Origin of the sequence: Paraburkholderia sediminicola (assembly GCF_046027355.1) — a bacterium.
Lineage (GTDB): Bacteria > Pseudomonadota > Gammaproteobacteria > Burkholderiales > Burkholderiaceae > Paraburkholderia > Paraburkholderia sediminicola_B.
This window is the reverse complement of sequence record NZ_JAQQEK010000045.1, coordinates 1-13,317: the sequence shown is the minus strand read 5'-3', so window position 1 is coordinate 13,317 and position 13,317 is coordinate 1. Positions and strand designations below refer to the sequence as shown.

Annotated in this window: 10 protein-coding genes; 6 read left to right on the top strand and 4 right to left on the bottom strand. The window is 62.5% G+C overall.

Annotation, left to right across the window (positions count from 1 at the left end; translation table 11 throughout):
• Nucleotides 1-6 precede the first annotated feature (6 nt).
• Nucleotides 7-336 (top strand): GIY-YIG nuclease family protein, encoded by a 330-nt coding sequence (locus PQR42_RS40800; RefSeq protein ID WP_408385538.1) that lies wholly within the window; start codon nucleotides 7-9, stop codon nucleotides 334-336.
• 41 nt (nucleotides 337-377) lie between these two features.
• Here the strand turns inward: PQR42_RS40800 and PQR42_RS40795 are convergent, their stop codons facing one another.
• Both PQR42_RS40795 and ppa read right to left on the bottom strand, forming a co-directional pair.
• Entirely contained in the window at nucleotides 378-2,477 is a 2,100-nt protein-coding gene (locus tag PQR42_RS40795) for an FUSC family protein (RefSeq protein ID WP_408385536.1), read from the bottom strand.
• Nucleotides 2,478-2,753: 276 nt separating this feature from the next.
• Nucleotides 2,754-3,281 (bottom strand): inorganic diphosphatase, encoded by a 528-nt coding sequence (gene ppa / locus PQR42_RS40790; protein ID WP_408210113.1) that lies wholly within the window; start codon nucleotides 3,279-3,281, stop codon nucleotides 2,754-2,756.
• A 253-nt stretch (nucleotides 3,282-3,534) separates the two neighbouring features.
• Here ppa and PQR42_RS40785 point away from each other — a divergent pair, with 253 nt between their 5' ends.
• From PQR42_RS40785 to PQR42_RS40775, 3 genes are all read left to right on the top strand, one after another.
• Nucleotides 3,535-4,974 carry an aldehyde dehydrogenase family protein gene (locus PQR42_RS40785; RefSeq protein ID WP_408385534.1) on the top strand — a complete coding sequence of 480 codons (1,440 nt, stop codon included), beginning with the start codon at nucleotides 3,535-3,537 and terminating at the stop codon, nucleotides 4,972-4,974.
• Nucleotides 4,975-5,018: 44 nt separating this feature from the next.
• A complete protein-coding gene (locus PQR42_RS40780; RefSeq protein WP_408210107.1) occupies nucleotides 5,019-5,777 on the top strand; it encodes an SDR family oxidoreductase in 759 nt (252 codons plus the stop codon).
• Between the two features lie 156 nt (nucleotides 5,778-5,933).
• Entirely contained in the window at nucleotides 5,934-7,253 is a 1,320-nt protein-coding gene (locus PQR42_RS40775) for an MFS transporter (RefSeq protein ID WP_408385532.1), read from the top strand.
• Nucleotides 7,254-7,575: 322 nt separating this feature from the next.
• Here PQR42_RS40775 and PQR42_RS40770 read toward each other — a convergent pair whose 3' ends face one another.
• Entirely contained in the window at nucleotides 7,576-8,979 is a 1,404-nt protein-coding gene (locus PQR42_RS40770; protein WP_408385530.1) for a GGDEF domain-containing protein, read from the bottom strand.
• 749 nt (nucleotides 8,980-9,728) lie between these two features.
• Here PQR42_RS40770 and PQR42_RS40765 point away from each other — a divergent pair.
• A complete protein-coding gene (locus tag PQR42_RS40765; RefSeq protein WP_408210103.1) occupies nucleotides 9,729-10,361 on the top strand; it encodes a class I SAM-dependent methyltransferase in 633 nt (210 codons plus the stop codon).
• A gap of 469 nt (nucleotides 10,362-10,830) precedes the next feature.
• On the top strand, nucleotides 10,831-11,586 hold the full coding sequence (locus tag PQR42_RS40760) for a sensor histidine kinase (RefSeq protein WP_408210100.1): 756 nt from the start codon (nucleotides 10,831-10,833) through the stop codon (nucleotides 11,584-11,586).
• Nucleotides 11,587-11,838: 252 nt separating this feature from the next.
• On the opposite strand, the gene PQR42_RS40755 is transcribed toward PQR42_RS40760, so the two are convergent.
• On the bottom strand, nucleotides 11,839-12,315 hold the full coding sequence (locus tag PQR42_RS40755; protein WP_408385528.1) for a hypothetical protein: 477 nt from the start codon (nucleotides 12,313-12,315) through the stop codon (nucleotides 11,839-11,841).
• Nucleotides 12,316-13,317 lie beyond the last annotated feature (1,002 nt).

Here is a 13,317-nt window from a genome sequence, read left to right as displayed (position 1 = left end):
GCACCCATGGCGTGGTTTCTCTATCTGCTCGAATGCTCGGACGGCAGCGTCTACACCGGCATCGCCGTCGACGTGCAGGCGCGCTTCGACAAGCACGTCAGCGGCGAGGGCGCGCGTTATACGCGTTCGCGCAAGCCGGTGCAGGTGCTGGCGTCGTTCGAATTGACGGATCGGTCAAGCGCGTCGCGCGCGGAGTATTGGGTCAAGCGGCTGTCGCCGTCCGAGAAGCGTGCGCTTGCAGCGGGCATGCGCACGCTCGAATCGGTGATGCCGTTGCCTGAACCCGAGGCCGTTGCCGAACAAGAGCAAGCTGAGGAAAAAACCGGCGCGTCCTGAACGCGCTTCGGCTTCGTCCTTCTTCTTTGCGCCGCCGCGAGCTATCCCCTCGCCTCGCGCATCCGCTCATTGAGCAGCCGATGCATCAGCGAAAGCTCGCCCACCGCATCGGCTTCCAACGAAGTCAACCCATCTCGCGCGGGAAGCGCAATCCGCACCGGCCGCAAGGTTCGACTCAACGCGGCGTCGATGTCCGCGCTCACGGTCGCGACCCACGCGCCGAGTTCATCGTGCATGTCGCGCCGGTTCGTACTCAGGCGCAGTTGCGTCGCCGTGCCGGCCATTCTTCGCAGCAGACTCAACACCGTCAGCGTCACGGTGTCGACCATCGTGTCCTCGAGTTTTTCAAGGCGAATCCGGCCGATGGCTTCCTCCGCGTTATTGCTGCCCAGACCCGCGGCGCGGCGCAAGCGCTCCATGTCCTTCTCGCTGCGGCGAGGCGACTCCAGCGCGGCTCTCAGATAGGCGAGATTGGCGCGCACCGCCTCGCCCAGATACGCGCGATAGTCGATCTTTTCGCGTGTCGGCCAGAGATAGAACGTGGCCAGCAGCGCCAACACGCAGCCGAGCACGTTATTGCCGAGCCGCGTGAGCGCATAGGCGAATTCGCTCGCGCCCGGCGTCGCGAAGTCGGCCACCAGCACGAAAGTCGGCGTGAGGAACAGCACGAAGAGGCTATAGCTGACGGGACGCAGCGCCATGGTCGCCATCACCAGCGGAAACACCGCGAGCGAAATGCCGAGCGGCGAATGAATCGCGTAACCGATAGCCGCCGCCAGCACGCCGCCGACGATGCTGCCCGCCGCCCGCTCGATACTGCGCGGCCAGGTCGCGGCAATCGACGGTTGCAGGATCAGCAGCGTCGCCATGGTGGCCCAGTAGCCGAACGGCAGACCGAGCGCGCGGATCACGAGAAAGCCAGTGGTCGTCGTCACGCCGACGCGGGCCGCGTGCCGCAACCCCACGGATTCGACCGACAGGTTGGCCTTGAACGTGGACCAGATGCGCGTGAAGAGCCGCGCGGCGCTGTCACGCCAGCCTTCGGGCTGCGCATGCACCGGCGTGAAATCGACCAGTTCGAAATCGGACTTCAGCTTCACGGGTTCCATCAAGGCGGTTTCGAGCCGCCGCGCAAAACGTCGCAAGCGCAGTTGCAAATCGGCGAGCCGCGCCCACTGTGCGTCGTTGGCGGCCGCGCCGATGCCGCGCAGCACGTCGCCCATGACCGTCAGCAGCCGGGCCGCGCGTTTCGCGCGCCATGCGTCGTCGGGCACTCGTTCACATGCGCCGGAGACGGCGATCAGATACGCGAACAACGCTTCGCTGTCGGTCAGCAAGCCGAGCAGCGTGTCGTAGGTTTCGCGGCCGCCCGTTCTCGACGCGGGCACGCGCGCCAGCACTTTGCGCGAGCGCTCCAGCGCGGCGCGGGCATCGGCACGAAATTTCGCGGCATGCGTGGCCCATTCGCCGCGTGCCGCGCGCCGTTCGAGCAGCCGCGCGCTGTCCACCGCGATATCGGCGAGACGCAGGTACACGGCGCGCAGCGACGAGCGGCTCGTGCCGAACGGATGAATGCGCCAGACCGTCAGACTCAGCGCCACGGCAAACAGACATCCGACCAGATAGATGCCGAGAAACGCCACGCCTTGCCGAACACTGTGCATCGGCCGGTCGACCATCACGACGCATGCGGTGGCCGCGAGAATCGTCACCTGCGACGTGGCCGCGCCCCAGATCCTGCCGAACGCGCCGAGCGTCGTGAATACCAGTACCGCGAGCGCGGCGAACACAGCCCCGGCTCCGGAAGCGTAAGCGGTCAGGCCGCCGCACAGCGTGGACAGCACGGCGAAGCCCATCATCGATGCAAAGCGCGCGCGGTTGGAGCCGGCCGCGTCGGCGAGGCAGGTCCAGAACGCGCCGATCGCGGCCCACGCGAAGGCCGGTTCGTGCAGCAGATTGCCGAGCGCGAGCATGGCCGTCGAGGCGCAGGCCGCCCTCAAGCCTTCCGACAGACTGGCCTCGCTGGTCGAAAACGACACCATCCATACCGGCCGCTTGCGGTAGATCGCGCTGACGACGGCATACAGCCAGTTCGACCAGCGTTGCGATGAAGACGACGGGTTGGACTTGCGATTCAGCATCCGGACGGTGTGCTCCCAGGAAACGCGGATTGGCGCCGCGTAAGCGGATCGCCGCTAGCCAGCGGCATGCAGACGCATGCAAGCGGCCAATCATAAGGGTTTACGCCTAGATATAAAAATGGCTTCGGTTCATCCTTTCGATGCACTGCGTCTATGTGCCCAAATGCAAGGCCAGGCGGCGCGCGACGGCCTCATGTTTCGACAAGCCATGAAAAAACCGCGCGGCCTTGGCAGACTCGCGCGGTTTTTTTTCAAGCAAATCCAGTGTGACGCAGCTTATTTCTTGTAGTTCGCCGCGCCTTCCGTGATTTCCTTGTGCGCGGCTTCGATGCCCGCCCAGCCCTCGACCTTCACCCACTTGCCCTTCTCGAGCGCCTTGTATTGCTCGAAGAAGTGCTTGATCTGGTCCTTCAGGTACGCGGGGACGTCGTCGATCGACTTCAGATCGGCCGTCATCGGGCAGACCTTGTCGTGCGCGACGGCGACCAGCTTCGCGTCCACGCCGGATTCGTCGGTCATTTGCAGCATGCCGAGTGCGCGGGCACGCACCACCGAGCCAGCCAGCAGCGGGAACGGCGTGATGACCAGCACGTCGACCGGGTCGCCGTCGCCCGACAGCGTTTGCGGAATGTAGCCGTAATTCGCCGGATAGCGCATGCCCGTGCTGATGAAACGGTCAACGTGGAGCAGGCCCGTTTCCTTATCGGCTTCGTACTTCACCGGATCGCTTTGCGCCGGGATTTCGATGATGACGTTGAAATCTTGCGGAAGGTCTTTGCCTGCGGGGACGTGATTGAAGCTCATGAGCGCTCTCTGATCAGGATGGAATTCGGAACACGGCGTGCGGTGCGTTGGCTCGAACGGCATGCTTCGTGAAACTCGCCTCGAGCACTGGCGCCGCGGCCGGACAGTGCGGAATACGTCATTATAGCCAATTGGCCGATGGCATCCTTCGTTGGATCGGCGCGATAATCATCTGACGTCTCTCGATTGTGCCTCTCGTTTGTGAACACCACGTAACCGCGCCACGGCTCACGTGACACCTCAAGGAGCATGCATGGAAGAAGCTCGACATTTCATCGGCGGCGAGTGGTCCGCCGCTTCAGGCGGCGAAACGATCGCCGTGCTCGATCCCTCGGACGGCCAGCCCTTCACCCAACTCGCACGCGGCACCGCCGCGGATATCGACGCCGCCGTACACGCCGCGCGCCGCGCCTTCGAAGGCGCGTGGGGCCAGGCGAGTGCCGCCGAACGCGGCCGCGTGCTGTACCGGCTGTCCATGCTGGTGGCCGCGCGCCAGGAAGAACTTGCCCTGCTCGAAGCGCGCGACACCGGCAAGCCGCTCAAGCAGGCGCGCGCCGATTCGGCCGCCCTCGTCCGATATTTCGAGTTCTACGCCGGCGCGGCGGACAAGCTGCACGGCGAAACGCTGCCTTACCAGACCGGCTACACGGTGCTGACGATCCGCGAGCCGCACGGCGTGACCGGCCATATCGTGCCGTGGAATTACCCCATGCAGATTTTCGGCCGCAGCGTGGGCGCGGCGCTTGCAACCGGCAATGCCTGCGTCGTCAAGCCGGCCGAGGATGCCTGCCTGTCCGTGTTGCGCGTGGCCGAACTGGCCGCCGAGGCGGGTTTGCCTGCCGGCGCGCTGAATATCGTCACCGGCTATGGGCATGAAGCGGGCGCGGCGCTCGCGCGTCATCCCGGCATCGATCACATTTCGTTCACCGGGTCGCCGGAAACCGGCAAGATCGTCACGCAGATGGCCGCCGAGAATCACGTGCCGGTCACGCTGGAACTCGGCGGCAAGTCGCCGCAAATCGTTTTCGCTGACGCGGACCTCGACGCAGCGCTGCCCGTGCTGGTGTCGGCGATCGTGCAAAACGCGGGGCAAACCTGCTCGGCGGGCAGCCGTGTGCTGATCGACCGGGCCATTTACGAACCCTTGCTCGACCGGCTGAGCGGCGCGTTTCAGGCCTTGCGCGTGGGCCCCTCGCATGCCGATCTCGACTGCGGGCCGCTGATCAGCGCGAAACAGCAGCGGCGCGTGTGGGATTTTCTCTCGGACGCGCAACACGACGGCATCGCCATGGCGGCGCACGGCGAGGTGATTCCCGAAGCGCCCGAAAGCGGCTTCTATCAGGCGCCGACGCTGCTGCGCGACGTGCCCGCCAGCCACCGCCTCGCACGCGACGAAGTGTTCGGACCCGTGCTCGCCGCCATGTCCTTTGCCGACGAAGACGAAGCGCTCGCGCTCGCCAACGGCACACCATTTGGTTTGGTCGCGGGCATCTGGACACGCGACGGCGCGCGGCAGATGCGTCTCGCCCGACGGCTGCGCTCCGGCCAGGTGTTCATCAACAACTATGGCGCGGGCGGCGGGGTCGAATTGCCGTTCGGCGGCGTCAAGCATTCGGGCCACGGACGCGAAAAGGGCTTCGAGGCGCTGTACGGCTTCACGGTGCTCAAGACCATCGCGATCAAGCACGGTTAGTCAGGCACACGCATCACCATCCACAACAAAACAGCGGAGACATCATGCGGTTGACAGGTAAAACAGCCATCGTCACGGGTGGCGGCTCGGGTTTCGGCGAAGGCATTGCGAAGACCTACGCGCGCGAAGGCGCGAACGTCGTGGTCAACGATCTGAACGGGCCGGCCGCCGAGCGCGTGGCAAGCGAAATCGCGCTGGCCGGCGGCAAGGCCATCGCGGTGGCGGGCAACGTCACTCAACGCGACGACTGGCACAAACTGCGCGAGGCCGCGCTCGAAGACTTCGGTAGCGTGCAGATCGTCGTCAACAACGCGGGCACCACGCATCGCAACAAGCCGGTGCTGGAAGTGACGGAGGCCGAATTCGACCGCGTTTATGCGGTCAACGTGAAGAGCATCTACTGGAGCGTGCAGGAATTCGTGCCGTATTTTCGCGAGCAAGGCGGCGGCTGCTTCATCAATATCGCGTCCACGGCCGGCGTGCGGCCGCGCCCCGGACTCGTCTGGTACAACGGCAGCAAGGGCGCGGTGATCATCGCGAGCAAGTCGCTGGCGGTCGAACTCGGTCCGGACCGCATTCGTGTGAACTGCGTGAATCCGGTGATTGGCGAGACGGCGCTGCTGTCCGAATTCATGGGCGTCGAGGATACGCCGGAAAATCGCCAGCGCTTTCTCGCCGGCATTCCGCTCGGGCGGTTCTCGACGCCGCAGGACATCGCCAACGCCGCGCTTTATCTGGCTTCGGACGAGGCGGAGTTCATCACCGGCGTGTGTCTCGAGGTAGACGGCGGGCGCTGCGTGTAGCGCCGCGCCGCGTCCGGTCTGCGAGGGTTTCGTGTGCAGCGGCCCTCGCCGCAGTCAGTGTTTTCCCCCGGTATCGATTCGTCATGCAAGCCACCCGGCGCGGATAGAATCGATCGACGGCGGTACGTCATTTCCACAAGAAAAGAGGAGACACCTATGGCTAGTCCCGCAAATCCGCTCCACCATCCCGGCGCGGGTGCGCCGCCTTCCACCTTCGAAGAGGCGACCTATCGCAAGGTCACCTGGCGGCTCGCGCCGCTGTTGATGCTCTGTTACGTGGTCGCGTATCTGGATCGCGTCAACGTCGGTTTCGCCAAGCTGCAAATGACCAGCGACCTCGGTCTGAGCGACGCGGTGTACGGTTTCGGCGCGGGGATTTTCTTTCTCGGCTATTTCATCTTCGAAATTCCGAGCAATGTGATCCTGCACAAAGTCGGCGCACGCGTGTGGATCGCGCGGATCATGGTGTCGTGGGGCGTGATCTCCATGCTGACCATGTTCGTCACCACGACGACCATGTTCTACGTGATGCGCTTCCTGCTCGGTCTCGCTGAAGCGGGGTTCTTCCCTGGCATCATTCTGTATCTCACCTATTGGTATCCGTCGCATAGGCGCGGCCGCATGACCACGTGGTTCATGACGGCGATTGCGCTGTCGGGTGTGATCGGCGGGCCGGTGTCGGGTTATATCCTGAAGAGCTTCAACGGCGTGAACGGGTGGCATGGCTGGCAGTGGCTGTTTTTGCTCGAAGGGATTCCGTCGGTGATCGTCGGGATCATGGTCTTCGTCATGCTGGACGACCGTATCTCGAAAGCGAAGTGGCTCACCAAGGAAGAGCAGCAATTGCTCGAACGCCACGTCTCCGCCGAAGAAGCCACCAAGCACGACATGCCGATTCGCCAGGTGCTCACGAGCGGCCGCGTGTTGATGCTGAGCCTCACGTACTTCTCGTTCGTGATGGGTTTGTACGGCGTGAGCTTCTGGCTGCCGACCATCATCAAGGCGACCGGCGTGACGGATGCGTTCATGATCGGCCTGCTCTCGGCGGTTCCGTTCGCCGCCGCCGTGGTGGCGATGGTGTTCGTGTCGCGCAGCGCGGACCGCAAGCGCGAGCGGCGCTGGCATATTGCGTTGCCGGCGTTCGCGGGCGCGATCGGCCTGGTGCTCTCCGTGGTGTGGGCGCACAACACCGTGCTGGCGATGGCGTCGCTCACCCTCGCGACCATGGGCATTCTGACCACGCTCCCGCTGTTCTGGAGTCTGCCGACGGCGATCCTCGCCGGCACGGGCGCCGCGGCCGGCATCGCCATGATCAATTCGATCGGCAATCTGGCGGGTTTTTTGAGTCCGTATGCGGTGGGCTGGCTCAAACAGGTGACGGCCGCGAATGACTCCGGCATGTATATGCTGGCGGCATTCTTGGTGCTCGGCGGTTTGCTGGCGATCAGTGTGCCGGCGAAGATGGTGAATAAGTGAGGGGTTGAGTTGCGGGCCTTGGCGGTGATTCACTGCTGAGGCTTTGCGTTTGTGTGCGAGGGAGCGGCCACTTCACCGCTGAATACGGTGGTTTCGACACATGTTGGCCGACTGCTGCCAAGGGCGTGGGGCGGTAGTCGGCCAGGAGCGGTCGTTGGCTCGTGCTTTCATTCGGACGGTCGAACGTCGGCTGCGCCCCGGACACCGGCCCTTCAGGCGCGGACTATGTCAGCTGCAACTATTCTGAGTCGAAAACTGCGCTGATTGCGAGCATGGCCGCCGATTGCAAGCTGCTACAGCTACCGTGGATAGTTAAACGCTTCTATCCGGCCACCACGCGGTTGCGGCCATCGTGCTTGGCCTGGTAAAGTCGCTCATCGGCGACTCGTAGGAGGATGTCGATCGTGTCGCCGTCGCGGCCGAACTCGGAGATGCCAACACTGACGGTAACGGCGACGGCCCGCCCGGTTCCGGTATAGAACTCCTCGGTAGCCACGGCGCCCCGGACGCGCTCCGCGATCGAACGGGCCACGCTTAGCGCGGCTTTGGGCAGCAGCACCATAAACTCCTCGCCACCGACCCGCGCCACGCCGTCATAGGGGCGAATGGCATCAAGGCATTTCTGCACGAATCGCTGCAGCACCTCGTCACCCACCTGATGGCCGTAGTTGTCGTTGATCAATTTGAAGTGGTCGAGATCCAGCGCCAGCAGCGAAAACGGCGCACCGCCTCGCTTGGCACGTGCGATTTCCGCCTCCACTTGCTGAATAAACTCGCGCCGGTTCGCGGCACCCGTCAGCGGATCGGTCGAGGCGAGATGTTCGAGCTTGTGATTGGTGCGTTGGAGCTCCTGCAGCGCGCTTTCCGTGCGTGCCATCGCCTCGGCGAGGCGAGCCATCAGTTCTTCCTGGCCGTAGATCGTCGAAAAGGACCGCGTCGTGCGAAACGCTTGAACGACGCCATAACTCAGCAGGAAAAAGCCGGCGGCGAAGATCGTGTGCGCCAGCCACCACATGTGATTCCAGGGCTTACCGAGAATGAACGCGAGCGACGCGAGCGCGAAGGAAGTGATCGAGATGCCGTAGATCACCATCAGCGGCGAGCGAATGCGACGCAGCATCAGCGCGATGACGTTTAGTGTCGAGAAGATGAGCGCCCCGCCCTCCATCGACAGTCGCACCCAGAGGTTACCTGCGATCGGCGAGTTCGCGATGAGTGCCACGACCAGGTCGATCAGGACGAACACGGCGATCCACGTCAGCCACGGACGCGGGTTCGAGCGACGCTCGACCTCGTCCGGCGCGCGGTGGTACGAGAGAAGCCCGACCAGCAGCAGCACTGACATCACCAGACGCGATGCCGGTCCGTAGAGCAGGAACAGCCAGATATTGTGGTGAGCCATGCCGGTGAACGCGCCGTGCAGTGCATAGATCAGCACGAAGCCTAGAAAGCCCAAAGTCAGCCACCGCAACAGCGGTTCACCCGACGACCGATAACAACGCCAGGTCACATAGGTGACAAACAGTCCCTCGAGCGTCGCCGCGGCGATCGCGATTTCGTGGAACGCGTGGTTTTCGAACCTCAGGCTCGGGTCCTGAAAGAAAGCCAGATAAGCAATCAGGTAGGCGGGAACGAGCGCGAAACCAACGATCAGGAAACTCGAGTAGACCTTGGTCACATTCCCGATGATGCGGGGCGGCTCTTCGATTGAAATAGTTGTGCTCATGTGCCCGTCTCCGACAATATTTGCTATGGTTTTTCGCATCGCCGAGCGTTTGACGCGTAAATCGGCCGACTCGGACTCGGCACCACGCCGTCGTGCGGAGCCAAGTACACCGCGCAGCGGACTACCTTCAGGCAATTGGAAGTATAAGCGTCAGGTTTCATCTGACAAGACGTCCAATGATGCACCCAAGAATCCGAATCTTGACGGCACCCCCATAGCGCAACGACAAGGAGGATGGCGGCAATTACCGACGAGGGGTTGTTCGAAGCAGCATCGGGGCCGGCGCTTGGGCGACGGTCGCCAGCCGCGATGGCTTGCGCGACCTGCCGTCAACGCATCGCGTCTTGAGCACCCTCTATGCGCTGTGCATAGTTGTTTTCGCTGTTGCGATGCGGCAGGGCGGTGACGACTCAGTTGGTGAGATGGGTGCATCGACGGCAACGCACCGGTGCGCAAATGACCGTTGTCCTTTGGAAACCGTCCTCGATGATGCGCTGAGTCGAAGGGCGGGAACGGGTCGCGTGGTGCCGCTCGTGGCACGCACGGGTCGAACGCACGACGATGGGCAAGGTACGGCCCATCTCCAGCCGTTCGCCTGATACCGTGCGCGTTCCTCGGAAACCCAAGAGGAATCAGTTGCGCACACGGAATCGCGTTGTTCATCCTGTTCGGCACGCAACCGACCACGGCCGATGACACCGGAGGTACGACGTAGTCGTGCGGGAAATGCCCCGAGATATACTTCCTGCATGGACCTCGACCCCCGCGACCTCGATGAAATCAGTGCCGTCACGTTGCAGTACTACGACGCGCACGCGGAAGATTTCCGCGACGGCACGTACGACCACGACGTCACGCAGAACATCGCGGCGCTGCTGCACCATATCGAAGTCGAGCCCCCTTTTACGATCCTGGATTTCGGCTGCGGGCCGGGGCGAGATCTCAAGGCCTTCACTACACTCGGCCATTGCGCGGTCGGCCTCGATGGCGCCGAGCGCTTCGTTGCAATGGCGCGTGACGCGACTGGCTGCGACGTCTGGCAGCAGGATTTCCTGCATCTCGATTTGCCGGCGGCGCACTTTGACGGCATTTTCGCCAACGCCGCGCTGTTCCATGTCCCGAGTCAGGCGTTGCCGCGCGTGTTGCGGCAATTGCACGCGACACTGAAGCTCGGCGGAGTGCTGTTCAGCTCCAACCCGCGCGGCACGGATCAGGAAGGCTGGAGCCACGGCCGCTACGGCGTCTTCCACGATCTCGAAGCATGGCGCCGATATATGGCGGGCGCGGGTTTTGTCGAAATTGAGCACTATTACCGGCCCGCCGGCTTGCCGCGTGAGCGGCAGCCGTGGCTAGCCAGCGTGTGGCGCAAGCCGGTCGCCTGAAACGCCAGGGGCTGTCACCGTATGCCCGCGTTGGGCTTGGCAGATGCTTGCGTTCAAGCCGCTTTGATGCAGCGATCAGACGCACAACGGGCAGCCATTGACGAGGGCAAGCGTGGATCGAGCCTCTGTCGGTATTCGGGGCGCCGCTGCAGACGTGCCGGTGCCCCTGGATCGGCGATGCGGGCGTCCTTACCGTTTCCGCGAACGCTACCGTACAGACTTGCCGTCCCGACTGCGGGATGCTCTTCCTATAAATCTGCGTGTATCAGTGATCGCCGATGTCGCTGTCTCCCGTACTGACGTCGGAAATCTGCAGATTACAAGTACATCAGGGCCGGAAAGGCGCAACACAGAGGCCATTGTGTCAGCTCATCCATCGTTGTTCCGTTGGTCGATTGGCTCGCCCGCCGCGCGTCGTGTGCATGTCACAGACGGAGTTGCGGAACGCCCACAGGGCGGGTTCGGCTCCTTGTCCGATTACTCTTCAGCTGGCTGCTATCGCTTCGATGCATTACGGCGCAAGGACGAAATTCTTGCGATGGTGGCGCACGAACTTCGCGGACCGTTGACGCCGATTCAACTCGCCAGCCATTTCATCCGCAGGGCGTCGGCGGATCGTCCGGAGGTGCTACGGTCGGTCGACATGATCGATAGGCAACTCCACCAGATTACCCGGCTTGCCGACGACTTGATGGACGCAACCCGGGTCGGCCGCGGCGCACTTCGCATGAGCATGGTTTCTGTAGACGTCGCCGATTTTCTGGCTGCACCCCTCGCGGCAGCCGCACTGGCAGCGGCCGGGCGCGCTCAAACTCTCGACGTGCAGATCGCGGATAGCACGTTGCGCGTTGCAGGCGATCCCATACGTCTCGCTCAGGCGGTCAACAATCTTCTGCATAACGCCGTGAAATACACGCCGGAACACGGTCGCATCGCCGTGAACGTGCTGGCAGACCGGGAAGTTCTCATCGTCTCAGTGAAGGACACCGGGCTCGGTATTTCGGATGCGCTCCTGCCGCATGTTTTTGATCTCTTTGCGCAATCAAGCAGAACGATCTCAGCGAGTGCAGGCGGCTTGGGAATAGGTCTTGCCGTCGTAAAAGCTGTGGCGGAGTCGCATGGCGGAACCGTGTCGGCGGTCAGTGCAGGTCCCGGAGCCGGTAGCGAATTCACTCTCCGTTTGCCCATCGTGGTGGAGCAGAGTGTGACTGATGCGCTCGTCTGACGACGGTATTCATCGAACTTTGACGGCCGCTATTTGCAAATCTGAAGGTCTGTTCCGGCAGTTCGCGGCCAGTCATTCGACATGGGCACTTGGACCGTCGACAATCCATATCGGATCATTGACCGCCTTTGATATAGCATCGCGAGAGAGGCGCTCCACGTTGCCGCCCGCCGATTTATACGCCGCCCCGATGTTTGCATAGTGCACGCTAGCTCCTCCAACCTGACTGAGTGACTTGATCGTCACGCGCGACTACCCAGGTGGTGGGAGCGATTGGCGCTCCGAGACAGCATTGCGCAACCTCCGCGAACCGGTCGGCCGCGGTTGTTCACTTTTAAACCAGCGAGCCGCGGCGTCCGCAGTGTCCTCGGGTCGCGTATTGAACGCGATGGACGCATTAGGAGCACATTTGTGCACGGTATTGACGAGAGCCTCGAAGAGCATCAAGCTCTTTGGCGGAATGCGTATCCCGCCGCCAATCACAACGCAATCATAAGTTGCGGTTGTTAATTGGCGTTCAAGCGCAATGGGGGCGGTTTCGTCTGGTCGCACCAGGCAAAGATCGGCACGCCATCCATGCTCCGCCATTTGCTGCATGGCGACTGAAATCCCGGCATGAATCTTCGTCGCGTCGAACCCCGGCGGTAGCGCAGGGTCCGAGAAGTCGACCGTTTCAGGCTCCTGGCCGACGAACAACACCCGCTTCAAGTCATGCAATTCGCTCATCATGTTCTCCTGATTCGGTAGCCCACGGTTCATGCTGCACCACAGCAGATGCAAATACGGTCCGATAGCGTCCAAGGATGCGAACGCCGGCCCGAATCAGTGTCGTTTACTGAGTTGCGACTGACGCGCACCTTCGAGGCCGAGACGTTTCTTCGTCCCGGCGGTGAGTCGTGGCCCCGTCTTCGCCTAGTCTGGTCCACACGCGATGGGACCGCGCCGGCCACGCTTCCCACCTGCGACGAAGGCCCTACCTCAATCCGAAATAGCCGAGTACGAACAGAACGATAACCACGGCTCCTACAAGCCAGATGATGTTGTTCATGACACCCTCCCTAAAGTTCGATACCCCTTCATCAGCCGCGCGACGCGTCGGTCGCGACCAAATGGCAAAAAGTCTTGCGACATCTGACGTTCTGTCACTAGAAGGGCGTGCTACGTTGCGCCGGTCTCCGACTGTCGCAAATGCTTGCCGCGCGAGAACGGCCCGAAAATCGTTGGTGCGCACAGTTGGTAGCCGTACGTTCTCACGACTGACGGGGTATGTCTGTACGGTGACGGTTAATGACTTCGACCCGAGGCGTCAAATCGCAGTTGTGGGGCTATTTGGTGTCGCGCACGAGATTGACGATCGACATTCAGTCCCGACGAGAATGTCCAGTTGGCTCACCACCAGATGAGGTACGTGTTCCCAACACGGACTGGTGGAGTACCAACGGCTGCTCACAATTGTCCGAAATAGGCTTAACGACCGACATTCGGCGGCATGTTGCGTATGACCGCAGAGGGTCCGCGTGCTGACTGTCGCGAGAACACCAGGGCTCGATCAACGTGCGATCGGCGACCAGCGCGCGAATGCCGAGAAATCCCTCGACTTCTCCGCAGGCCAATCCTGCCGAACACGCTCTCCCGGTCCGGCCTGGAAGCCGACTGGATTCCTTATGCGCCGCTGCCGTACGGCTGCGTGATGATCTCGAGATTGTGGCCGCTCGGATCTTCGAAATACGT

What these genes read in the sequence shown, in the direction of transcription:
- PQR42_RS40800 (WP_408385538.1), top strand. Translation starts at nt 7, where the DNA reads ATGGCGTGGTTTCTCTATCTGCTCGAATGCTCGGACGGCAGCGTCTAC.
- PQR42_RS40795 (WP_408385536.1), bottom strand. Translation starts at nt 2,477, where the DNA reads ATGCTGAATCGCAAGTCCAACCCGTCGTCTTCATCGCAACGCTGGTCG.
- ppa (WP_408210113.1), bottom strand. Translation starts at nt 3,281, where the DNA reads ATGAGCTTCAATCACGTCCCCGCAGGCAAAGACCTTCCGCAAGATTTC.
- PQR42_RS40785 (WP_408385534.1), top strand. Translation starts at nt 3,535, where the DNA reads ATGGAAGAAGCTCGACATTTCATCGGCGGCGAGTGGTCCGCCGCTTCA.
- PQR42_RS40780 (WP_408210107.1), top strand. Translation starts at nt 5,019, where the DNA reads ATGCGGTTGACAGGTAAAACAGCCATCGTCACGGGTGGCGGCTCGGGT.
- PQR42_RS40775 (WP_408385532.1), top strand. Translation starts at nt 5,934, where the DNA reads ATGGCTAGTCCCGCAAATCCGCTCCACCATCCCGGCGCGGGTGCGCCG.
- PQR42_RS40770 (WP_408385530.1), bottom strand. Translation starts at nt 8,979, where the DNA reads ATGAGCACAACTATTTCAATCGAAGAGCCGCCCCGCATCATCGGGAAT.
- PQR42_RS40765 (WP_408210103.1), top strand. Translation starts at nt 9,729, where the DNA reads ATGGACCTCGACCCCCGCGACCTCGATGAAATCAGTGCCGTCACGTTG.
- PQR42_RS40755 (WP_408385528.1), bottom strand. Translation starts at nt 12,315, where the DNA reads ATGATGAGCGAATTGCATGACTTGAAGCGGGTGTTGTTCGTCGGCCAG.